The following is a 22,389-nucleotide window of genomic DNA, read 5'->3' as shown; positions in this document are numbered from 1 at the left end:
CCGTCAGAACCGGCGACGAATGTAGGGCATGAACCCGATCGCGAAGGCCACCTCGACAACACCCGCAACGAATATGCCCGGCCCCACGCGGCCTGCGATGAATTCGGTCAGCCCGAGCAGCGCGAGCCCGCCCATCATCACCACCATGCCGCGCGCGAATACGACCTGCGTCGCGCCCTTGGCCCGCCGCGCCCCCCAAAGCAGGATGGCGATACCGGCGAACAGCATACCGCAGCGCCGCAGCATAACGGTCGCCGCCACGTCCTGTTCAAGCCCGAACAACCAGAAGAACACGAATGGAAACAGCACCATCCCCGCCGTTAAGGCGCAGGACAACAGGAACGCGAGCAACGTCAAATGGCGAAACGACATGACACCTCTCCTCGTGGTCCGGCTACGCTAGCCGACCCTCGGCCAATGTAAAGCCCTCTCCCTGAGTTTCACAAATCCTACAATTGCGAACGAAAAAGGGGCGCCGAACCCGACACCCCTTTCCGATTCACGATGTTTTGGCCTCAAACCTTGAGGTTCGGGATAATCTGCTTCTTGCGGCTCACGATCCCGGGGAGCACGACGGTGTCGCCCGACACGCTCGCGTTGAAGCTCTTCTCCGCCAGCCCCTTCACCAGATCGTTCGGAACGAGAAGCGTGGCTTCTTCGCGAATGATGTCCACGACGAACAGCAGCACCTGATCGACGCCGTCCTCCGACGCGACCGTCTTCATGCTCTCCATCAGGCTGTCCTTGCGGTCGAGCGGAATCTCCGGCGCAGTGGTCTCAAGAACCGAAACGCGGAACTTGGTGCCGCCCACCTCGTATTCCTTCGAATCCATCCGCAGCAGCTCGGCATCGGAAAATGCGCTCACGTCCGACTTTGCTGCGAACATCTCGGCCGCGTAATCCGGGATCGACACGCCCAGCTCCGACGCCAGCGTCTTGGCCACTTCCACATCCCGGTCCGTCGTGGTCGGCGAGCGGAATTCAAGCGTGTCCGACAGGATGCACGACAGCGCAAGCGCCTTGATCTCGTCCGTCATCTTCGCGGTATCGTCGCCCATCAGATCGTACATGATCGTCGCGGTGCAGGCGACCGGGCGGATGGTGATGTCGATCGGACCCGCCGTTTCCAGACCGCCGACCAGCTTGTGGTGGTCGATGATCTGCACGACGTCGGCGTCGTTGATGTTCGCGGGCAGTTCCGCGGGATTGTTCGTGTCGACGATGACGCAGCGCTGACCTTCGTCCAGGGTGTTCAGGATCTCCGGCTTGTCCTGGTTCCAGCGCTCCAGAACAAAGGCCGCTTCGGTGTTCGGCTCGCCAAGCAGCACCGCCTTGGCGTCCGTGCCTTTCACGTCGTTGAGATACCACGCCCAGATGAGCGGGCTGCCGGTGGAGTCGGTGTCAGGCGATTTATGCCCGAAAACGAGGGTGGTCATGGTTCACTGTCCCTTGTGGGTGTTGAATTTCGCCGCGTATATAGGCGCGCGAGGTGCCATTGTCACCACCCCCTTGGGCCACGGGCCAGCCCGCGCTACAAAGCCGCATGGCGAAGGTGACCGAAACCGACCTCTACCCACCCGTCAAGGCGTGGCTCCAGACCCTCGGCTACGAGGTGAAATCGGAAATCGGCCCGGCCGACGTGGTCGCGATCCGGCCCGATGCCGAACCGCTGGTGGTGGAGCTCAAGGCAGGCTTCTCGCTCACGCTCCTGCAACAGGCCGTGGCGCGGCAAGCGATCACCGACACCGTCTATGTCGCGGTTCCGCGCTGGTCCGGCAAGACCGGCTGGCGGACCTTCAAAGGCAATGTAGGGCTGGCCAAGCGGCTCGGGATCGGCGTCCTGTCGGTTGCACTCGACACCGGGCATGTCCAGGTCCACGCCGATCCGGTCGAATTCAAACCCCGCAAGTCCCGGGTCCGGCGCGATCGTCTGCTCAAGGAATTCGCTGCCCGGACCGGCGACCCGAACCTCGGCGGCACCAACGGACAGATCACCACGGCCTACAAACAGGATTGCGCGCGCATCCATGCCCATCTTATGGCACATGGCCCTTCGAAAGGCGTCGACATCGCCCGCGCGACCGGCGTCACCCGCGCCACGCGCATCATGTATGACAATCACCTCGGCTGGTTCGTCCGCGTCGAAACCGGCCTCTACGACCTCTCCGACACCGGCCGCACCACCACGCCCTGAAAAAACGAAGGACGCCGAACGCGCCCTGTCATCGTGCCTCAAATATGCCGGGGAGGTCTGGAGGGGCAGCGCCCCTCCAGCATCGCGACGGCGACAGCCGGCGCAAAACCTCAGTTCACGAAGACGCTCTTCGTATTTACGAATTCCTTCATCCCAAAGCCGCCATGCTCGCGCCCGTAACCTGAGTCCTTCACCCCGCCGAACGGCATATTGGGCGATGCCACGTTGAATCCGTTGACATAGACCATCCCGGTATCGAGCTCTTCCAGCGCGATGCGCCGCGCACGTGCCGTGTCCCCCGAATGCACCCCGCCACCAAGACCATAGCGGCTGTCATTCGCGATACGAACGGCGTCCGCTTCGTCCTTCGCGCGGATGATCGCGGCAACGGGGCCGAACAGTTCGTCGTCATAGGCGGGTTGGCCCGGCTGCACGTTCGTCAGCACCGTGGCGGGATAGAAATATCCCTTGCCTTCGGGCACTTCGCCGCCGATCTCGACCTTCGCACCCTGCGCCACGCTTTCAGTCACCTGCTTGTGCAAGTCGTCGCGCAGGTCTTTACGCGCGATCGGGCCCAGCGCGGTGCCGTTCTCCATCGGATCGCCGGTGGTCATGCCCTTCATGGCGTCCACATAGGCCGCAACGAACTCGTCGTAGATCGAGTCCTCCACGATGAACCGCTTCGCGCTCACGCAGGTCTGGCCGTTGTTATAGACGCGGCCCGCGACGCAGGTCTGCACCGCCTTTTCAAGGTCCGCATCCTCCAGCACGATATGCGCATCGTTGGACCCCAGCTCGAGGACGGTTTTCTTGACGACCGACCCCGCCTTTGCCGCGACCTTCCGGCCCGAAGCATCCGATCCGGTCAGGGTCACACCCCGCACCAGCGGATGTTCGATCACCTTGTCGGACACGTCGTGGTCGATGACCAGCACCGTAAATAGGTCTATCGGAAGCCCCGCGCGTTCGTAAACCTCGCGCAGGAACAGCCCGGACCCCGTGCAGTTTGCCGCGTGCTTGAGGATCACGCCGTTGCCCCCGATGAGGCTCGCGATGGAATATCGTACGGCCTGATAGGCCGGAAAATTCCAAGGCTGGATACCATAGATGACGCCGAGGGGCTTGTGCGTCACCACCCCCGTCGCGCCCTGCACCTCGCGCTCTTCGTCCGCGAATTCGTCGGGCGCGGCCTTGGCGGTGAAATCGCAGATCGCCGCACACAGCGCGATCTCGGTCCCGCCATCCTTGAATAGCTTCCCCGTCTCCTCCGTCATCAGCTTGGAGAATGCGTCAGAGGCTTCGCGCAGTTCTTTTCCGATCTTAGCGATCACCTCGGCCCGCTCTTCGACGGACCGCCTCGCCCATGCCTTGTGGGCCACGTGGCATTTCTCGACCGCCGCCATGGCATCCGCTTCGCTCATGCGGTCATATGTCTCGATCGGCTCTTCGGTGAACGGATTGATCGTCGTGATCTGGTTGGTGCGCGCGTCTTTCACGTCTCGTCTCCCTGAATTTCAATATCCGGGACACAACGTGAGACCGCCGCTCTCGTTCCAGAGCGGCGGTCGAATTTTCGCGGTCTATGCGCGCCTCACGCGACGTTTTGCAGCACCACCTTGGGCGACACGCCCAGCGCATGAACGATGTCGCGGGTCAGACCGGGTTTGTTGAGCGTGTAGAAATGCAGGTCCTCGACACCACCTTCCTTCAGCTCCGTGCACAACTCGGTCGCCAGCGCCACCGACAGAAGCGCCTCGCGCCCGTCCCGCTCCGCCTTCACGAATGCGTTGTCGAGCCAACCGGGCACCGGTGCGCCGCAGCCTTGCGCAAACGACCGCACGCCGGACCATTTCTCGATCGGCAGAATGCCGGGGATGATCGGCGCCTCGATCCCGGCCGCCGCGCATTTGTCGCGGAACCTGAAGAAGGTCTCGGCCTCGAAGAAGAACTGGGTGATCGCGCTGGTCGCGCCCGCGTCGATCTTGCGCTTGAGCCATTCGACGTCCGCATCGGCATGGCCCGCCTCCGGGTGCGGGTCCGGATAGGCACCCACGCGGATGTTCACGTCACCCCGCTTCGCTAGCGCCTCGACCAGCTCGACCGAATTGGCGAACCCGTCCGGGGTCGCTGTGAAACCGCCCGTGCCTTTCGGCGCATCGCCCCGAAGCGCCACGATCTCGGTCACACCGGCCTCCACGTAGCGATCCACGATCTCCATCGTCTCGGCTTTCGATGCGTTCACGCAGGTCAGATGCGCCGCAACGTTCAGCCCGTAGTTCCGGTGGATCGTCGATACGACCTCATGGGTCAGCTCGCGCGTCGTCCCCCCGGCCCCATAGGTGACCGAAACGAAAGACGGGTCGAGCGGCGCAAGATCGCGCACGGTGTCCGACAGCCGGAACGTGGCTTCCACGTTCTTCGGCGGGAAGAATTCGAATGAGATGCGGGGCGGTTTCATGATCGGGGCCATCCTGTTGCTTGCCTCTCAAGATAGGCCCTTGGCTTTCGTGAGACAAATTCATAATACTCAGAAAGAATATGAGGAGCGCTCACATGTACATCGAATTCCGACATCTGAGAACAATCCGTGCCATTCACGAGTCGGGCGGCCTCGCCCGGGCCGCAGACATGCTCCACATCACCCAATCCGCGCTCTCGCACCAGATCAAGGGCCTCGAGGAGCAGATCGGGATGGAGCTGTTCCAGCGCAGATCCAAGCCGATGAAGCTGTCACCCGCCGGACAGAAACTCCTCAATCTCGCGGAACGGATCCTTCCCGAAGTCGCGCATGTGGAGGAGGAATTCCGCGCCATGCAGTCCGGGCGCTCCGGCCGAATGCATATCGCCATCGAATGTCATGCCTGCTTCGACTGGCTGTTTCCCGTGCTCGACGGCTTTCGCGAAGCCTGGCCCGAAGTGGATGTCGACATCAGAATGCGCCTCGCCTTCGACGCGATCGAAGCACTCCGGCGCGAAGAGGTCGATTTCGTGATCTCGTCTGACCCGGTCGCCCTGCCCAGCGTGACCTTCACACCGCTGTTCGACTATGAGCCGAAATTCGTTTGCGCCTCCAGCCACCCCCTGGCCCACAAGCCCTTTATCGACGCCGAGGACTTTGCCGAAGAGACTTTGCTCCACTACCCGGTAGAGCGGGCAAAGCTCGACGTATTCACGCAACTGCTCACGCCCGCACGGGTGGAGCCGCGCGGCACGCGGGGCGTGGAACTGACCGAGGTGATCCTGATGCTGGTCGCCGCCGGGCGCGGCGTAACGGTGCTGCCGGACTGGGTGCTCGGCAAGTATCGCCACAACCCGGACTACGCGATCCGAAAGATCACACGCGACGGGATCTCGAAACGCATGTATGCCGCGACCCGTGACGCCGATGTGGCGAAACCCTTCGTCGCCCACATGATGCGCCTGTCGCGCACCGAGCCCGTGAAACTGCAGCGGCAATTGTCCGGCGCGTCCTCCTGACGCGTCACGCCGTCAAACCGCCGGATGCAACAGCCGCCACCAGATCAGCCCTGCCAGCGCCAGCAATAGTCCCACCGAAATGCCGGCCGAAATCAATTGCGACCGGGAGGCCTTTTTCTTCTCGTAAAACGTGCGCGGTGTGATCCCCCGCGTCATCATCACGACCTGCGCGGCAAGGTTCACGCAAACGACGTTGACCGCCAGAAGCGTCGCCGCACCCAGCGCGAGCGCAGGTTGACCAAAGCCCACGAACAGCCCGATCGCCGATGTGGGCGGCAACAGCGCAACGGCGACCATGACCCCGACAAGCGCGCTCGACACCCCCGTGACCAGCGAAAGCGCCGCCGCGGCCCCTGACGCAAGTGCAATCGCCATGCCGTCGAATCCCACATCGGTGCGTGACAGCAATTCCTGCGAGCCAAGGTCGGGCGGCACCAGCAGACCGATCAGGACACTCAGACCCAGCGCGATCACGACGCCGGCAAGATTCGTGCGAATGGCCCGCCCGATCAATGCCCCGTCGCCCAGCGCGATCCCGACGGCAAGCGCGAGGTTCGGGCCGAGCAGCGGCGCAATCACCATCGCGCCCACCACGACCGCCACGTTGTCAGCCAGCATCCCGAACCCGGCCACGACCGTCGAGAGCACGACGAAAACCACGTAATTCCTGTCGACACGCGCATTTTTCCAGACCGAGTTGTAGATTTCTTCTCGCGTCAGCCCGGTCGAAGCGACTTCCTTGCGCTCTTCCGGCTCCTCCTCGACGCGCGGTATGGTGGCCTCGACCGGGAGCAGCGTGATCCGCCATTCGCCCTCGTTCTCGGAACCGAACACCGCCTGCATCCGGTCCAAAAGCTCTTGCCGATTGTCTTCGTCGGACAGGACGAGCAGCACGGCGGCGCCCTCGGGACGGGTCGCGGACAAGACCTGCATCTCCACACAACCGACGTCTTCGACCGCACGCACAAGATAGGGCAGCGTGTCTGGAGGGCTGGTGACGAGGATCTGGCGCAGCGACATGGCGTGAGCCTAGAGGCCTTCGCGCCCGTTGCAAGCCCTTGGCAAACCGTCCGCCCGCGCGTATACGCCCGACCTGATCCAAAGGAGCGGGACATGCAGCAGGGCAGCGCCAATCTGAACATCATGATCAAAGCCGCACGCAAGGCCGGGCGGTCGCTGGTCAAGGATTTTCGCGAGGTCGAGAACCTGCAGGTGTCGATGAAAGGCGCGGGCGATTTCGTCTCCAAGGCCGATCTCGCCGCCGAAGCGATCTTGAAAGAAGAGCTGATGGAGGCCCGCCCGAACTATGGCTGGGCGGCCGAAGAAGGCGGCGAGGAAGAGGGCAAGGATCCGACCCGCCGCTGGATCGTCGATCCGCTCGACGGCACGACGAACTTCCTGCACGGCCTGCCGCATTGGGCGATTTCCATCGCGCTGGAACACAAGGGCGACATCGTCGCCGGTGTCGTCTACGACGCCGCCAAGGATGAAATGTTCTTTGCCGAAAAGGGCTTCGGCGCTTTCGTGAACGATCAGCGCCTGAGGGTTTCGGGCCGTTCGCGCATGATCGAGGCAATCTTCGCCACCGGGCTCCCGTTCGGCGGACGGGCCGATTTGCCGGAAACGCTTCAGGATCTCGCCCGCCTCCTGCCGACCTGCGCCGGTGTGCGCCGTTGGGGGTCCGCCGCGCTCGACCTCGCCTACGTGGCGGCGGGGCGCTACGACGGCTTCTGGGAACGCCGGCTGAACGCCTGGGACCTTGCAGCGGGTCTCGTCATTCTGCGCGAAGCGGGCGGCTTCGTCGAACCGATCGACCCCGCCGGCGACATCCTGAGCGATGGCGAAGTGGTCTGCGCAAACGAAGCGATCTTCGACCAATTCGCCAAGATCATCCGGGCCTGACGCCTGCGCGAAACAATAGGCCGCGAACCCGGCACGCCGCGAACAAACTTGTGCCCCAATCCTGCGCGACACTCGCAACCGCGAAGACATGTAGGACGGCCATGAAGATCACAAGAAAATTCCTTTCCGCCTTTGCCCGAACCGAAGACGGGGCCGTTACGATCGACTGGGTGGCCCTGACCGCCGGCATCGTGTTTCTTGGCATGGCCGCCGGATTCACCGTGTCGTCCTCGGTGCCCCATATCGCAGACAACATCTCGTCCACGATGTCCGCGATGACCGTGATGGCGAACTGACCGGTCGCAGCCGCCGCCCTCACTTGCGGCGGCGCACCGTGGGAACAGAGCTTTCCTGAAACCGGTAATGCGCCTCGGGATGCGGCGGATGTCCATGCGTGCGCCGCCAGAAATCCGGCCCGCCTTCGCGCAGCCATTTCGGCACGACCCAGAGAAATCCGACCACGAACCCCCCGACATGCGCCATGTATGCGACGCCGCCGCCGTCGATCGGCGTGGCCCAGCCGTTGAAGAGCTGCAGTGCGAACCATGCACCAAGAACGATCCAGGCCGGCAGCGGAAACACCTTGATGATGACGATAATGATGAACAGCACATCGACCCGCGCCTTTGGGAAAAACAGCAGATACGCCCCCATGACTCCGGCAATCGCCCCTGACGCTCCGACCATCGGAACCACCGATCCGGGATCGGGGAGTATCTGCGCAGCCGCCGCACCGACGCCGCTGACGAGGTAGAAGATCAGGAACCGGACATGCCCCAGCTCATCCTCCAGATTGTCGCCGAAGACCCAGAGAAACAGCATGTTCCCGATAATGTGCATAAAGCCGCCGTGGATGAACATCGAGGTGAGCAGCGTCTCGAACCCGTCGCCGGACAGAATCCGCGCCGGGATCACGCCGTAACTCACGATGAACAGGTTCTCGCTCTGCTGATCGAGTGACAACTGCCCGAGAAACACCACGACGTTGATCGCGATCAGCAGATAGGTCACGTAAGGCGTGCGCTCGGACGGGTTGTGATCTCGGATCGGAAACATGTGCGCAGAAGGCCCCAGCCGGCGTCGCAGGTCAAGCCGGGACCGCGCGTCTCGCAGCGCCGTGACTTGACCGCGAGCGGCCCGCTGCGGAAACTCGCCCCATGCGCTGGATCTTTCCCCTCCTCGTGGTGACCCCGCTCTGGGCCGAAACCTGCCCGGAAGGCCCCGATATGGACGCGGCCCTCGCAGACCTGATCGCCGAAGGGCAGGCTGCCGACCGTTACATGCCGGCGCGCGATGCGCTGCGTGACATGTGGGCGATCTGGAAGACGCCGCCGGACGATTGGTCGGGCGAACTGCTCGATGTCGGGCTGGAACGGGCCAACATGGCCGATTACGAAGGCGCGATGAAAGCCTTCGACGCGCTGGTGGCCTATTGCCCGACATGGGCCGAGGGCTGGAACCAAAGGGCGTTCGTGTATTTCCGGCAGGAGAATTATACGATGGCGCTGAAAGACATCGACCGCGCGATCGCCCTCTCGCCCAACCATATTCCGGCCCTGTCCGGTCGCGGCATCACGTTGATGAAGATGGGGCGGCAGGCCGAAGGCGAGGCAGCCCTGAAACACGCCGTCGACCTGCATCCCTGGCTCCCGGAACGCGGGTTGCTGTCCGAGCCCTACGGCGCGCCCCGCTGACCACTCGCTGAAGTTTCGCGACACGCCAATGAAAGCGCGAAACTCGATCGCACTGCCCAGCGTCAGAAACGGTAGCTCAAGGTGAGATCGACTGTCGGCGCGGGTCGCCCGTAGTGGAAACTCATGATCGGATGCGCGTAGATGGCGACGTCCGCCGCGAAACGGTCGTTCTTCCACCCGGCCCCGAAGGTCGGCGCGACGGGGAACGGCAGGTTCGCATTCAACCCGTTGGACGAAGCGATCTTGGTCGGGCGCCACGCACCGGCCCGCACGGCCAATCCGTTGTCAAACCTGTATTCCGCCCCGAAATTGACCGTGTTGATGGTCAGATCGTAGCTCCCGTAGCTCCCGTGCATGGATTTGAAGCCCGCCGCCAAAAGCAGCCTGTCGCTCGCGCGCCATGAGACTTCGGCCTGAACCGTGCGTGGCAAGGCGACTTGCCACCTGTACCATTTCACACCCGCACCGTCGCGCGTATAGGTCACGACCGACAATTGCGTGTCGATATCGTTGACCGCCGCCGCCAGCCTGATCCGGTCGCTCAGGTCGTAACTGATCCCGGCCCCGACCGAAAACGCGGTGGCATGCACCGATTTGACCTCGCGCCCGACGCTGCCGGCATGAACGCCGCAGGAATTGGTCTTGCAGTCGATCCGGTCCACCATCAGCCCGACCTTGAGCCGCGCGTCGTTCAACGGCTGGAACCCCATCGCCCAGCGCCAGACGAGCGTCTTGGAATCGATCTCCCCGTCATAGGTGCCGGACACGCCCGGCAACAACATCCTGAGGAAAATGCTCTGCGGATCGTTCGCGCGGAACGCCCCCGTCGAATGCGTATGTACACGCGGATAGCTCGCAAACCCGATGGTCGACGCCCAGCCCAGAGGCTCCAGAATCGGAAACGGCGTCGTCACGCCCACGAAAGTATAAGGCCGCAGTTTCGCGTTGCCCTGACGTGTCACCGTGACCATCGGACGGTCGAAGCCTGCGATCAGCGCGGGGTTGTAAAACAACGCATGCGGATCGTCGGCGAACGCGGCACCGGTGGACGCCATCGCCAGATACCGGCCCCCGACGCCCTGCGCGACGTCGGTGCCTTCCGCGACGAACGTCCGACCCTGCGCCAGCGCACCCCCCGCGACGATGACGCAGAGGCTCGCGGCCCGGGCCGCACGACCAATTGCCTTCATCATCCCAATGATGCCCTGTCGTTACCCTGCCCCCGAGTTTACGCCTTGGCGTCGCCCGCGCACAGCGCGACCTCTTGCCCCGACGCCTTTGGTGCTCCATTCATGCAGATATGACACAGGGACCCCGCCTCACCCCGCTCGCCGAAAGCCTCCCCGCCTCCGTGCCCTTCGTCGGCCCGGAAACACAGGAGCGCGATCGCGGCCATCCGTTCATCGCCCGCCTCGGCGCAAACGAAAGCCTTTTCGGCCCCGCGCCCTCGGTGATCGAGGCAATGGCCAATGCGGCTTCGGAGACATGGAAATACGGCGACGCCCAAAGCTGGAACCTGCGCGTTGCACTGGCCGATCACCTCGGTGTGGGCATGGATCACATCATGGTGGGCGAAGGCATCGACGGGCTCCTAGGCTATCTGGTGCGCCTGACGGTCGGGCAAGGCGACCGGGTGGTGACCTCTCAGGGCGCCTATCCGACCTTCAACTACCACGTGGCTGGCTTCGGCGGCGAATTGGTCACCGTGCCCTACCGCGACGACCACGAAGACCCGGACGCGCTGATCGCCAAGGCGCGCGAGGTCGATGCCAAGCTCGTCTATATCGCCAACCCCGACAACCCGATGGGCACATGGCACGACGCAGCGCGGATGCAGGCGATGATCGACGCGGTGCCCGACGGCACGCTCCTGGTGCTGGACGAGGCCTATCTCGAATTCGCCCCCGAAGGAACCGCGCCCGCTATCGACCCGGACGACCCGCGTGTCATCCGGATGCGCACGTTCTCCAAGGCCTACGGCATGGCCGGCGCGCGCGTCGGCTACGCGATCGGGGCCAAGCCGCTCATCACCGCCTTCCACAAGATCCGCAACCACTTCGGCATGGCACGTGTGAGTCAGGCCGGTGCCGTGGCGGCGCTGGCCGATCAGGACTACTTGGCCGAGGTGCAGGCCAAGGTCACCGTCGCCCGCGGGCGCATTGCGGAAATCGCCGCCGAGAACGGGCTGGCCACCCTGCCCTCCGCCACGAATTTCGTCGCAATAGACTGCGGTGCGGATGGCGACTTCGCCCGCCGCGTTCTGTCCGAACTGATCGCGCGCGACATCTTCGTGCGAATGCCTTTCGCCGCCCCGCAGGATCGCTGCATCCGGGTCTCGGTCGGCGACCCCGCCGATCTTGACGCCTTCGCCGCCGCCCTGCCAGACGCCCTCGCTGCCGCGCGCAATGCGTGAAACAGACAAGACATCAGCGCGATCTGGTAAAGACGCATCGTCGAATTACGCGAAAAGTGCTGGCCGCCCCCGCGACCTCATCGTGACGGCCGACTGGACTGCGACCTACAACAACCCGATCCGCCTCGCCGCAGGCTCTCCCATCGACCTCACTGACCTCGAAGACGACTGGCACGGTCACCGCTGGATCTGGGCGCACACGGACGATCGCGAGGGCTGGGTTCCGTGGGACGCCATCGCCTGGGTCGACCGCCAGCCCTATGCGCTCGTAGATTATTCCGCGCAGGAGCTCACGGTAAAATCAGGCGAGGCCGTCACCGCCCTCGAACGCATGGGCGGCTGGACCCTTTGCCGCAGCACCGACAAGCGCGAAGGTTGGGTGCCGGACCAGAACCTCGAAAAAGCGCCCTGACGCGGGATTGCGCCGGACTTCGTCCGTCGCGGTGGGCCGCGCTACGCGCGGCCGATGTCCTTTCAGCGTGCCCCAAATATGCAATCGCGGCGGCTGCGATCGGCGCGGCCATTGCATATTTATGGCACGATGAAGGGGTTATCCCTGCGACACGACCCCGGCGGCGGCGCTGAGTGCGCCGGTCCCATGTGGAATATCGAGCGCGATCAACCCCGCTTCGATCACCCCCAGCGCGCCGAGGATCATATGCGCATTAATATGCCCCATATGACCGAGCCGGAAGAAGCCTTCGCCGTTCGGGTAACCCGGCGCGCTCATCCCCAGCCCGATGCCCAAAGTCACACCACCGTTGGTCTCGACCCAGCGACGCAGCCGGGCACCGTGATCGTCGCCAAGCTTGAGCGCCGTCACCGCGCGAGAGCGGCGCGCGGGCTCCTTGATGTTGATTTCCATCGGACCGCCCTGGCCCCAGGCATCGAACGCGGCCCAGGCGGTGCGGGCGAGCACGTCATGGCGATGCCAGACCGCTTCCATGCCTTCTTCGAATATCATGTCGAGCGCGGCCCGCAGGCCAAGCAGATGGTGGGTCGGGGCGGTGCCGCCGAAATACTGGTAGAACAACTCCGGGCGCATCCGGTTGGTCCAATCCCAGTAGAAGCTCACACTCGGGTTGCGCCGCGCCTGTGCCTTTTCATTGGCAAAGACGAAACCGAGGCCGGGGGGCGTCATCAGCCCCTTCTGGCTCGCCGCCACCATCACGTCGACGCCCCAGGCATCCATCTCGAACAGGTCGCAGCCCAACGACGCGATGCAATCGACCATGAGGAGCGCGTCATGCCCCGCCGCATCTATCGCCGCTCGAAGCGCCGCGATATCGTTCAGAACGCCCGTGGCGGTGTCCACCTGCACGGTCAGCACCGCCTTGATCTCACCGACCTTGTCCTGCGCGAGCCGGGCGCGCACCGCCTCGGGGTCGAGCGCATCGGATTTGCCGAAGTCGATTACCTCGACCGCGACCCCGATCCGCTCGCAGATCATGCCCCAGAGCGCCGCGAACCGGCCCGTGGCCAGAACCAGCGCCTTGTCCCCCGGTGCCAGCACGTTCATCGCCGCCGCTTCCCATGCGCCGTGACCGTTGGCGATATAGATCGCCACGTCCGACTTGGTCCGCGCCACGCGGCGCAGGTCCGGCACCATCGCGGCCACCATATCGACCAACGCCCCTTCGTAGATATTGGGCGCGGTCCGGTGCATGGCGTTCAAGACCCGGTCCGGGGTCACGGAAGGTCCGGGAATGGCAAGGTATTCCCGGCCGAAAGACAGCGTCATCTTGGCCTCCAGTTCTGATAGACCAAGCGGTAGCCCCAGCCCTTGGGGAGGTCAATCGCGGTAGCTCCGGGCGAGCCGCGCCGGGTCAGCACCAAGCATGAAACGGATCTGACGCACGATATTCCCCGCCCCTTGCCGAAGCCACCGGCCCTCGTATCGTGTCCAGCCCGTCTCGATCACCGCACCGAGAGGGCGCGGGCGCGCGAGTGCACGAGCGAGCGCCATGTCTTCCATCAGCGGAATGTCCCGGTATCCTCCCGCCGCCTCATAGTCAGCACGCGACACCAGAAGCCCCTGATCGCCGAAGGGAAGCCCAAGCCGCGCGCGCAGGTTGGCCCAGACGCCTACAATGCGCGGCCCCGGCCCTCGCGCCCGGAACCTGAGCCGAAAGTATCCCGGCCCGCCCTGCGCCATGCCCGCCTGCACCGCCGCGACCCAATCCTCACCCAGCACCGCATCCGCGTGCAGCACGAGGAGCCAGTCGCCCCCGGCGGCGGCCACACCGCGCGCCAATTGCCCGCCCCGGCCCGCTGGCCCCGGCACCCAGATCGCACCGACCTCGTCGGCGATCATCTGCGTCGCGTCGTCGGAGCCGCCATCCGCGATCACGACCTCGCGCACCAGACCGGCCTCGACTCCCGGCATCAGGCTTGCGAGACAGGCAGGCAACACGCTCTCGGCGTTCAGGGTGGGGATCACGATGGACAGGGCAGCCCGCATCACGGCTTCTCTCGGCGTTTGGGAACACTATATTAACCCTTGTAAGCACAAGGAAAAGCGATGACAGGCGAAACGCATGAAAACCGCACGGTGCTTCGGATTTCCGGGGCAGACCGGACCGAGTTCCTTCAGAACCTCGTCACCAATGATGTGAAGAAGGGCGGGCTGGTCTATGCCGCGCTGCTCACACCGCAGGGTAAGTTCCTCGCGGATTTCTTCATTCTGGACACGGGCGATGCCTACCTGCTCGACACGCATGCCGATGCCGCGCCCGGGCTGGCCCAAAGGCTGAATATGTACATGCTGCGCTCGGACGTTCTGATCGAGCCCGCGGAGCTTTACGCCATCCGCGGCACGGGCGACGTGCCGGAGGATGGGCACCCCGATCCCCGCGACCCGAACCTTGGCTGGCGCGCCTATCGCGATGCGCCCGGGGAGCCTTCCGAGACCGACTGGGACGCGCTGCGCGTGGCCGCCTGCGTGCCGGAGGCACCCGCCGACATCACACCCGACACCTTTATCCTCGAAGCCGGGTTCGAACGGATGCGCGGGGTGGACTTCAAGAAGGGCTGCTATGTCGGGCAGGAAGTCACCGCGCGGATGAAACACAAAACCGAGTTGCGGAAGGGATACACGAAAGTCACGCTCGACGGCCCTGCCGAGCCGGGGACCGAGATCGTGACAGAAGACGGCAAGCCCGCCGGAACCTTGCTCACCCGCGCTGGCGACACCGCCATCGCCTACCTGCGGTTCGACCGGGCGAAGGGCGCGCTCCGCGCCGGTGACGCGCAGGTGACATGGGCGGGCTAGCCGACCGCATCCTGCGCCTGACCGGCGAGCGCCCCGCGAAGATCGGCGCGCTTCATGGCGGCGACCTGTCCGATGTGAGCCTTGTGACACTTCAGGACGGCGGCAGGCTGGTCGCCAAGTCCGGCCCGATGGTCGACCGAGAAGCCCGGATGCTCACCGCCATGTCGGACGCGGGCGCGCAGGTGCCCTCGGTGATCGCCAGTGACGGCGACCTGATCCTGATGGAGGCGCTTTATGAGGAACGGGCGGGCGACGGCTCCTGGGCCGCGCTCGGGACGAACCTTCGCAATCTGCACGACGTGACGGGCGAGGCTTATGGCTGGTCCGAGGATTACGCCTTCGGGCGCGTGACGATCCCGAATGCGACCAGCGGCGACTGGCCGGACTTCTGGGCGGCGAACCGGCTCCTCACCCATGTGGACCACCTTCCCGGAGGCCTCGCGCCGCGCATCGCCAACCTGTGTGAGAACCTGCCCCGCCTGCTGCCCGCCCGTCCGGCCCCGGCGCTCCTTCACGGCGACCTGTGGACGGGCAACCTGCTCTTCGGTGCGGCCCCGTCGGTCTGGCTCATCGACCCGGCGTGCTTTTACGGCGATCGCGAGGTCGACATCGCCATGCTGCACCTGTTCGGCCAACCCGGCGGCGGGTTCGACGAAGCCTATGGTCCACTCGACGCCGGATGGGAAGAACGCCGCGCGGTCTATACGCTGTGGCCCGCCCTCGTGCATCTGAGGCTGTTCGGGTCAGGTTATCGCGGGTTGGTGGACCGGCTCTTGTCGCAGCTCGACGTCTGATCGGTTTCGAACGGGCTCGCGCCCGTCCGACCGACCGGGGGACGCTGTCCCCCGGACCCCCTGAGGTATTTATGGAACGATGAAAAGGGGCCGGCTCAGGCCCGTTCGGAATATTCCATCGTCTCGGTGTTCACGACGATGTCCTCGTCCTGCCCGACGAAGGGCGGCACCGACACGCGCACACCGTTGTCCAGAACAGCGGGCTTGAAGCTGTTGGCCGCGGTCTGGCCTTTGACCACAGGCTCGGTCTCGGCCACACGGCAGGTGACCTTCTGCGGCAGCGTGGCGTTGAGCGCCTCGCTCTCGTAGAATTCCACGACGATGGTCATACCGTCCTGAAGGAACGGACGGCGGTCGCCGAGGATATCGGCGGGAAGCGCGACCTGGTCGAACGTCTCGGTATCCATGAAGTGAAGCTGTTCGTCGGCTTCGTAGAGGAACTGCATGTCCTTTTGTTCAAGGCGCACACGCTCGACCTTGTCGGCGGAGCGGAACCGTTCGTTAAGTTTTGATCCGTTACGAAGGTTGCGAAGCTCGACCTGCGCGAAGGCCCCGCCCTTGCCGGGTTTCACGTGGTCGACTTTCACGGCGGCCCAGAGGCCGTCGTTGTGCTCGAGCACATTACCGGGACGAATTTCGTTTCCGTTGATTTTGGGCATGTAGCGAAACCATGTCGAAAGGTTGACGATATCTGGAAGGCACCTATATCCGGGGCATCTGCCCGGCGCAACACCACGCAATTTGTGTGTTCATACACGACGCTATGCATTAGAAGCATGGCAGCCATGCAATTGCGATGATACCGAATCGCGCTCGAAAGCGCATATTGGCCCTCACGCCAGCAGGCGCAAGGCTCAATGACGTTCAGTGTCTGGAACGTGGCCCGCGCCGAGAAAACAAAAAAAGGACTGGGAATGCTCGATAACGTCGACGGTACTGCTTTCAATCATGAACAAGGGAACCGGGCGCGCAAACTCTTCGCCGCCGTGGTTCTTGCTGCCCTTGATGATGCGATCGCGGACGACAAGAAATACGGCAACGGCCCTGACCAGATTGCCCGCTGGGCGCGCTCGCGCGACGGGCGGGAGGTGCTGTCCTGTGCCGGCATCGACCCCAATGAACGGGTCGTCACCGGGTTGATGGACTTCGTGGCGAAAGGTGTGCGGACATCCGTTGCGCTGTCCCGCGAAGAAAGCGAACGCCGCCATGCGGCAGAGGCGGCCGAAGCCGCCTGATCCCGGCCAGCCCGGAGTGAAGAAAAGGCGCGCCACTGGGCGCGCCTTTTTCATGTTCAGGGTGACGTTGGGTCAACGGCGGAACCGCCCACCTGCATGTCTGACCCCATGGTGTCGTTCAACGTTGCGTGATCGTGCGGTCCGGTAATCTCGGACATCCAGATGTTTTGCCATATGCTTTCCATACGTCAGACATACGTCGTCCATACCCATGTTCCAGCACTGCTTCGGAGCGTGAACAGACCGTTCGGTTGCTCGTTTTCCCTTCCCCTTGCCCACGCCGCAGGATAGGCGGGAGCCATGTCGCGAGCGGTGATGATACAGGGCGCAGGGTCCAACGTCGGCAAGTCCCTCATCGTCGCGGGCCTGGCCCGCGCCGCGCTCCGGCGTGGCCTGTCCGTGGCGCCGTTCAAGCCTCAGAACATGTCCAACAACGCCGCAGTGACTGTCGATGGAGGCGAAATCGGCCGCGCGCAGGCGCTTCAGGCCCGCGCAGCGGGGTTGGCACCGCAGACGGACATGAACCCGGTCCTATTGAAACCCGAAACCGACACCGGCGCGCAGATTATCGTTCAGGGCCAACGCTTTGCGACCTTGAAGGCGCGTGATTACGGGCGGCAGAAGGCGCAACTCCTGCCGCGTGTTCTCGAAAGTTATCGCCGGCTTGCAGCTGCTCATGACCTTGTCCTCGTCGAGGGCGCGGGCTCTCCTGCTGAGATCAACCTGCGTGCCGGCGACATCGCCAACATGGGCTTTGCCGAAGCCGCTGGCATGCCTGTCGTGCTGGTCGGCGACATCGACCGGGGCGGCGTCATCGCTCAGCTTGTCGGCACCCACGCGGTGCTTTCCGCCGCCGATCGTGATCTTGTAAAATCTTTTATTATCAATAAATTCCGAGGCGACGTTACGTTGTTCGACAGCGGGTTGACCGAAATCGAGACCCGCACCGGATGGTCCTCGCTCGGCGTTTTGCCCTTTTTCGACGCGGCATGGCGGCTCCCCGCCGAAGACGTGATGGACCTCGCCGCCCCGCGCCCAGGGGGCACGTTCAAGATCGCCGTACCTCGCCTCAGACGCATCGCCAATTTCGATGACCTCGACCCGCTTTCCGCCACCCCCGGCGTGTCTGTCGAGATCATTGAACCGGGTCGTCCCCTGCCGGGCGACGCCGCGCTCGTGCTCATTCCCGGCTCAAAATCCACCATATCGGACCTTGAGCATTTTCGCGCGCAGGGCTGGGATATCGACCTTGCCGCACATGTCCGGCGGGGTGGCCACGTGATGGGAATTTGCGGTGGATTCCAGATGCTTGGCCGACGCATCCTCGATCCGCACGGCATCGAAGGCGAGGTCCGGGAGGCAGCGGGCCTGGGTCTTCTGGACGTCACGACGACGCTTGAACCAGCCAAGACTTTGGCCCTCACATCAGCGACCGAAACCGCAACTGGCCATGCCGTGGAAGGCTATGAAATCCACCTCGGCACCAGTTCAGGCCCGGACACAGACCACGCCTGGCTTGCATTGGCCGATGGCCGCTGCGAAGGCGCTTCAACGGCCGATGGACGGGTCCGGGGGACCTACCTTCATGGGCTGTTCACGTCCGACGCCTTCCGCCGTGCCTATCTCGATCGTCTTGGCCAAACGTCCGAACCGATGAGTTATGACACAGGCATCGAGACGACCCTCGACGCCCTCGCCGACCACATCGAGGGGCATATCGACGTGGATGCTCTTCTGGCGACCGCGCGCTAGGGTCATCCTGTTGAAACGGAAGCGCGACTAGGGTCGGCTTGCGCCGAGCCTTCGTTTAAGAAAGACGATCAATCGAAGGACTGAAGTGCAAGCGCCCGTGCGATTTCCCGGCGCACCATGCGGCGCAGATTGCGTGTGATGTGCTCGCCCATCGTGCCCTGCAATTCCTCGCGGACGAGGCGTGCGACGATTTCGCGGAGCATCGCTTCGTCGATGACCATCTCGTCATCTTCCGCGCTGTCTTCACCAAACGGGTCGGTGGCGGCATCCTCGGGTGTGTCGTCATGACGCGAGAACGTCGTGTCCTCCACGACCGTTTCACCAGCAGGCTCATATCCTGCCTCGTCAAGGTCGTTATCCGAGACATCCTGCCAATCGTCGATGTCGGCGGCCTCGACCCGCGTCAGCTCTGGATCTGGCAGCGAGGCCCCCGCCGCAGCGTCGTCGGTTCCCGTGTGGTCAGAGACCGGCTCGCTCGACCCGACCGGCTCCGCAGCGGGAGCGACCGGGCGTGGGCCTGTGCGGTGGAAGATGATCTCGTCGGGAATATCGGGTTCTTCGGACCCGTCCGGCTCATAAGACGCGTCCGGTGCCGCAATGACGACCGCCTCGAGCTCGGCAATTCGCGCCGCAAGGCTGCCCGGCTCGGGCTTCGGCGGTGCTTCACGCGGCGGCTCGGGTGCGGCATCGGCGACGTCCGCCTTGTCCGCGTCGGCTCCAACATCGGTCGTGTCGGGCGTTGGTTCCGCCTCGTGGTCTCTGACCGCACCCTGAACCATTTCCTCAACGGATGCCTCGAACGCCGTGTCTTCCAGCTCGAAAGTCACAGGTTCGACCGAAGTCATGGCCGGGTCATCCTCCGGGCTCTTTTCAGAGACGGCTTTCGGCCCCTCGGGTTTCTGCTCCTGAATCGGCATCTTCACCGACTCAGTCTCGACCTGATCGGGTTCATGTACAGTCTCGGTGTCCGCATCCGGCTCGACCCGGAACGCCGGTGTCAGAACCAGTTTCGACCTGTCGGTATCCGCCGCAGCGTCGGCACGTTTCGACGTGCCCGTTTCCGAGACAAGCCGACGCACCGCCGACAGGACGTCTTCGATTTCAGCGTTCGTGACTGGGTCCGACATGGATTCGCTCTACCCGCATGTACCTCGTCCCGCACAATAGCGCCGGACCGGATTTGAGACAATGCAAAGCCTTGGATTTGCTCGATTTCGCGCGGCACGGCGTCAGCCGCTATTTGCCGAGCGTTTCCAGTATGTGCTCGAGCTTCTGACCCTGCGGGCTCACGCGGCGCAGCGGTGCATCCTGCACGGCATTGTAATAGGCTTCGGGATCATAGGACACGATGCCCAGATTGAGGTGATCGGCGGTCAGCAGGCCCATGGCAGCCAGCAGCCGGTAGATCGCACCATATTGGTCGTAACGGGCCGAAATCGCCGACGATCTCGCATCGAGCAATTCCTGCTCGGCGTTCAGCACGTCGAGCGTCGTGCGCGCGCCCAGCGTCGCTTCTTCCCGCGCACCGCGCAATGCGACCTGGCTAGCGCGGATCTGCCGATCGGTGGCCTGAAGGCTGGCCGTCGCGATGGCGAGTTGCGCCCAGGCGTTCCCGACCTGCTGATCGATCCCCTGCGTGGTGACGAGCAGCCCCGCGCGTTGCGCTTCCGCTTGCGCAACGGCCTGACGATACAGCGCCGTGAGGCGTCCACCGGAATAGATCGGGCCGGACAATGTCACGCCGCCCTGCAGGCTGCGCGCCTCGGTCGCGGCGGGCCGGAATGTCCGCGTGGCTGTCGCCGACGCGCTCACCGTGGGGCGGGTGCTGAGCTTCGCCAGTTCGATCGACATCTCCGCCGAGCTGACCGCGCGTTTGGCCGACAGGATGTCCGGATGCCGTGCCCGCGCCTGCGCCTTCGCGGCATCGAGCGTGTCCGGCACGCGCGGCGGCGACGGCGGTGGTGCAAGATTGCCGGGGAACCGGCCCACGGCCGCCTTGTATGCTTCACGCTGGACCATAAGATCGCCCTGAGCGGCAGCCTCCGCAGACCGCGCAGCCGCGAGCCGGGCCTCCGCAAGCGACACGTCGGTCTGGGTGATCTCACCCACCTCGAAGCGGTCCCGCGCAGCGCGCAGCTCTTGCGTGATCAGGCGGACCGAGCTGCCTTGCAGCGCCACGGATTCCTGAGCCGACAGCACGTTGAGATAAGCCTGCACCGCGTTGAGCAGAACGTTCTGCTCGACACCCACGAGCATTTCCCGCGCCATCATCACGCTTTCCCGCGCAATCGCGATTTTCTGGTCCGTCTGCCCGAAATCGAACAAGAGCAGCTGTGCCTGCAGGTTGATGCTCGCGTTGAAACGGTCCGTCGGCGCGCCCAGAAGCCCGCCCCCGACCGGGTCGCTGATCGTCCGCCCCGCGGTCGCGGAGTAGGAGATGACCGGACGCAGCGCGGACACTGCGATCGCGACGTTTTCATCTTCGGCCCGCAAAAGCGCACGCTGCTGTTCGAGGAGACCGGAATTCTTGTAGGCGGACACCATCGCATCCGACAGGCTTTCAGCCCGTGCAGGACCGGAGGTGACGAACCCGGTGGTCAGGACCAATGCCGTGACGATCGCGAGAAACCTACGCATCCCATGTCCTTTCAAGTCACGCTCAAAGCGCGAATTCGGTCGCTTTCGAGAAGCCGGGAAGGACCGGCGCGGTCCCGTTGAACTCGAAGCGCCAGTTGAGCACGCCGTCGATCTTCTGCCCCAACCGAACCACGCCGAGATTACCTTCGGCAAAAATCGCGACGATCCGTCCGCCTTCGCGAAGCTGTTCGCCGATGGCATCGGGGATCTGTTCCACGGCACCTTCGATGAACACCACATCATAGGGGCCATGCTTGGCGGCGCCTTCGACCAGCGGTCCGGTCATCACGGCGACATTGTCGATCTCGGCTTCGCCAAGGCGCGCCTCCGCTTCGGCTGAAAGGGTTTCATCCTCCTCCAGCGCCACGACGAAATCGGCGATTTTCGCGAGCACCGCAGCGCCGTAGCCGTATCCAGTGCCCAGGTCGAGCACCAGCTCATCCGGCCCGACCGAAATCGCGTCGAGCATCTTCGCGAACGTCCGTGCCTCCATGAGAACCCGGCCCGGCGCAAGCGTCACCGGCGCATCCGCATAGGCCGCTTCACGCAGATCGTCCGGCACGAAATCTTCACGCGGAACATCGAGCATGGCGTTGATAATCGGGTATTTTGTGACATCCGAGGGCCGCACCTGCGTGTCGACCATCACCACCCGGCGCTTATGAAAATCACTCATTGCGGTCCTGTCTCGGCGAATTGACTTGCGATCTCTTGCCACAGAAACCCGGCACCCGCAATGCGGCCCGGTCGCAAGTTGAGAGATTGTGTTCGAAATATCGTCGGCGGGCGGGTTTGGTTTCCAGCCATCCGCCCCACCCGGCACAGGCGCGCCTCCAAGACGCTTCGACCGCACCGCCCACCTTCGCCAGACAGACCGCCCGATACCCGCTTGACGCGCCCGACGTTGAAATCTAATGAGTGCCACACCCTTCGGCGAGTTGGCGGAGTGGTGACGCAGCGGATTGCAAATCCGTGTACACCGGTTCGATTCCGGTACTCGCCTCCATTTCCTTTCAGTGA

General features: G+C 64.0%; 24 protein-coding genes and 1 tRNA gene. 12 read left to right on the top strand and 13 right to left on the bottom strand.

The genetic code is table 11. The features are described 5' to 3' along the window. Positions 1–3 precede the first annotated feature (3 nt). Positions 4–372 (bottom strand): hypothetical protein, encoded by a 369-nt coding sequence (locus KJP28_RS03555; protein ID WP_218390845.1) that lies wholly within the window; start codon positions 370–372, stop codon positions 4–6. A 143-nt stretch (positions 373–515) separates the two neighbouring features. Further along, on the bottom strand, positions 516–1,436 hold the full coding sequence (locus tag KJP28_RS03550) for a manganese-dependent inorganic pyrophosphatase (RefSeq protein ID WP_218390844.1): 921 nt from the start codon (positions 1,434–1,436) through the stop codon (positions 516–518). 107 nt (positions 1,437–1,543) lie between these two features. Between KJP28_RS03550 and KJP28_RS03545 the strand changes: the two genes are divergently transcribed. Then, complete coding sequence (locus KJP28_RS03545) at positions 1,544–2,194, top strand: DUF2161 domain-containing phosphodiesterase (RefSeq protein ID WP_218390843.1); 651 nt, start codon at positions 1,544–1,546, stop codon at positions 2,192–2,194. A 110-nt stretch (positions 2,195–2,304) separates the two neighbouring features. On the opposite strand, the gene KJP28_RS03540 is transcribed toward KJP28_RS03545, so the two are convergent. After that, positions 2,305–3,690: an NAD-dependent succinate-semialdehyde dehydrogenase gene (locus tag KJP28_RS03540; protein WP_218390842.1), complete on the bottom strand. Its 1,386-nt coding sequence runs from the start codon at positions 3,688–3,690 to the stop codon at positions 2,305–2,307. A gap of 95 nt (positions 3,691–3,785) precedes the next feature. Next, positions 3,786–4,652, bottom strand: coding sequence for a methylenetetrahydrofolate reductase [NAD(P)H] (gene metF, locus KJP28_RS03535; protein WP_218390841.1), 867 nt, complete (start codon positions 4,650–4,652; stop codon positions 3,786–3,788). A gap of 95 nt (positions 4,653–4,747) precedes the next feature. Here metF and KJP28_RS03530 point away from each other — a divergent pair, with 95 nt between their 5' ends. After that, a complete protein-coding gene (locus KJP28_RS03530) occupies positions 4,748–5,671 on the top strand; it encodes a LysR family transcriptional regulator (RefSeq protein WP_218390840.1) in 924 nt (307 codons plus the stop codon). A 12-nt stretch (positions 5,672–5,683) separates the two neighbouring features. Here KJP28_RS03530 and KJP28_RS03525 read toward each other — a convergent pair whose 3' ends face one another. Next, positions 5,684–6,691, bottom strand: coding sequence for a TIGR00341 family protein (locus KJP28_RS03525; RefSeq protein WP_218390839.1), 1,008 nt, complete (start codon positions 6,689–6,691; stop codon positions 5,684–5,686). Between the two features lie 93 nt (positions 6,692–6,784). Here KJP28_RS03525 and KJP28_RS03520 point away from each other — a divergent pair, with 93 nt between their 5' ends. After that, positions 6,785–7,573: an inositol monophosphatase family protein gene (locus KJP28_RS03520; RefSeq protein WP_255552165.1), complete on the top strand. Its 789-nt coding sequence runs from the start codon at positions 6,785–6,787 to the stop codon at positions 7,571–7,573. 101 nt (positions 7,574–7,674) lie between these two features. Continuing rightward, positions 7,675–7,869: a hypothetical protein gene (locus KJP28_RS03515; protein WP_218390838.1), complete on the top strand. Its 195-nt coding sequence runs from the start codon at positions 7,675–7,677 to the stop codon at positions 7,867–7,869. Between the two features lie 19 nt (positions 7,870–7,888). Here the strand turns inward: KJP28_RS03515 and KJP28_RS03510 are convergent, their stop codons facing one another. Then, a complete protein-coding gene (locus KJP28_RS03510; protein WP_218390837.1) occupies positions 7,889–8,629 on the bottom strand; it encodes a rhomboid family intramembrane serine protease in 741 nt (246 codons plus the stop codon). Between the two features lie 101 nt (positions 8,630–8,730). On the opposite strand from KJP28_RS03510, the gene KJP28_RS03505 reads away from it, so the two are divergent. After that, positions 8,731–9,267, top strand: coding sequence for a tetratricopeptide repeat protein (locus KJP28_RS03505; protein WP_218390836.1), 537 nt, complete (start codon positions 8,731–8,733; stop codon positions 9,265–9,267). 62 nt (positions 9,268–9,329) lie between these two features. Here the strand turns inward: KJP28_RS03505 and KJP28_RS03500 are convergent, their stop codons facing one another. Further along, on the bottom strand, positions 9,330–10,460 hold the full coding sequence (locus KJP28_RS03500) for an outer membrane protein transport protein (RefSeq protein WP_218390835.1): 1,131 nt from the start codon (positions 10,458–10,460) through the stop codon (positions 9,330–9,332). 107 nt (positions 10,461–10,567) lie between these two features. Here KJP28_RS03500 and KJP28_RS03495 point away from each other — a divergent pair, with 107 nt between their 5' ends. Both KJP28_RS03495 and KJP28_RS03490 read left to right on the top strand, forming a co-directional pair. Then, positions 10,568–11,680, top strand: a complete 1,113-nt coding sequence (locus KJP28_RS03495; protein ID WP_218390834.1) for a pyridoxal phosphate-dependent aminotransferase — start codon at positions 10,568–10,570, stop codon at positions 11,678–11,680. Continuing rightward, positions 11,673–12,092 (top strand): SH3 domain-containing protein, encoded by a 420-nt coding sequence (locus KJP28_RS03490; protein WP_218390833.1) that lies wholly within the window; start codon positions 11,673–11,675, stop codon positions 12,090–12,092. The genes KJP28_RS03495 and KJP28_RS03490 overlap by 8 nt, the downstream gene beginning before the upstream one ends. Before the next feature lie 138 nt (positions 12,093–12,230). On the opposite strand, the gene KJP28_RS03485 is transcribed toward KJP28_RS03490, so the two are convergent. Both KJP28_RS03485 and KJP28_RS03480 read right to left on the bottom strand, forming a co-directional pair. Continuing rightward, the gene (locus KJP28_RS03485) at positions 12,231–13,421 is read right to left on the bottom strand and encodes a pyridoxal-phosphate-dependent aminotransferase family protein (protein WP_218390832.1); all 1,191 of its coding nucleotides are present in this window, start codon (positions 13,419–13,421) and stop codon (positions 12,231–12,233) included. Between the two features lie 51 nt (positions 13,422–13,472). Beyond that, complete coding sequence (locus KJP28_RS03480; RefSeq protein WP_218390831.1) at positions 13,473–14,141, bottom strand: glycosyltransferase; 669 nt, start codon at positions 14,139–14,141, stop codon at positions 13,473–13,475. Positions 14,142–14,201: 60 nt separating this feature from the next. Here KJP28_RS03480 and ygfZ point away from each other — a divergent pair, with 60 nt between their 5' ends. Then, complete coding sequence (gene ygfZ, locus KJP28_RS03475) at positions 14,202–14,951, top strand: CAF17-like 4Fe-4S cluster assembly/insertion protein YgfZ (protein ID WP_218390830.1); 750 nt, start codon at positions 14,202–14,204, stop codon at positions 14,949–14,951. After that, positions 14,939–15,745 carry a fructosamine kinase family protein gene (locus KJP28_RS03470; protein WP_218390829.1) on the top strand — a complete coding sequence of 269 codons (807 nt, stop codon included), beginning with the start codon at positions 14,939–14,941 and terminating at the stop codon, positions 15,743–15,745. Before ygfZ ends, KJP28_RS03470 begins: the two co-directional genes overlap by 13 nt. A gap of 95 nt (positions 15,746–15,840) precedes the next feature. Here KJP28_RS03470 and efp read toward each other — a convergent pair whose 3' ends face one another. After that, the gene (efp, locus tag KJP28_RS03465) at positions 15,841–16,404 is read right to left on the bottom strand and encodes an elongation factor P (protein ID WP_218390828.1); all 564 of its coding nucleotides are present in this window, start codon (positions 16,402–16,404) and stop codon (positions 15,841–15,843) included. Between the two features lie 255 nt (positions 16,405–16,659). On the opposite strand from efp, the gene KJP28_RS03460 reads away from it, so the two are divergent. Continuing rightward, on the top strand, positions 16,660–16,980 hold the full coding sequence (locus tag KJP28_RS03460) for a DUF6280 family protein (RefSeq protein ID WP_218391684.1): 321 nt from the start codon (positions 16,660–16,662) through the stop codon (positions 16,978–16,980). Positions 16,981–17,280: 300 nt separating this feature from the next. Beyond that, entirely contained in the window at positions 17,281–18,732 is a 1,452-nt protein-coding gene (locus tag KJP28_RS03455) for a cobyric acid synthase (RefSeq protein ID WP_218390827.1), read from the top strand. A 68-nt stretch (positions 18,733–18,800) separates the two neighbouring features. Here the strand turns inward: KJP28_RS03455 and KJP28_RS03450 are convergent, their stop codons facing one another. From KJP28_RS03450 to KJP28_RS03440, 3 genes are all read right to left on the bottom strand, one after another. Then, positions 18,801–19,859 (bottom strand): hypothetical protein, encoded by a 1,059-nt coding sequence (locus KJP28_RS03450; RefSeq protein WP_218390826.1) that lies wholly within the window; start codon positions 19,857–19,859, stop codon positions 18,801–18,803. Between the two features lie 109 nt (positions 19,860–19,968). Then, positions 19,969–21,369, bottom strand: coding sequence for a TolC family outer membrane protein (locus KJP28_RS03445; RefSeq protein WP_218390825.1), 1,401 nt, complete (start codon positions 21,367–21,369; stop codon positions 19,969–19,971). Positions 21,370–21,391: 22 nt separating this feature from the next. Beyond that, positions 21,392–22,045: a protein-L-isoaspartate O-methyltransferase family protein gene (locus tag KJP28_RS03440; RefSeq protein WP_218390824.1), complete on the bottom strand. Its 654-nt coding sequence runs from the start codon at positions 22,043–22,045 to the stop codon at positions 21,392–21,394. A gap of 256 nt (positions 22,046–22,301) precedes the next feature. On the opposite strand from KJP28_RS03440, the gene KJP28_RS03435 reads away from it, so the two are divergent. Beyond that, positions 22,302–22,375: transfer RNA gene (locus tag KJP28_RS03435), tRNA-Cys, on the top strand. Positions 22,376–22,389: the final 14 nt, after the last annotated feature.

This window comes from Maritimibacter dapengensis (assembly GCF_019218265.1).
GTDB lineage: Bacteria > Pseudomonadota > Alphaproteobacteria > Rhodobacterales > Rhodobacteraceae > Maritimibacter > Maritimibacter dapengensis.
This window is presented reverse-complemented; position numbering and strand designations above follow the sequence as displayed.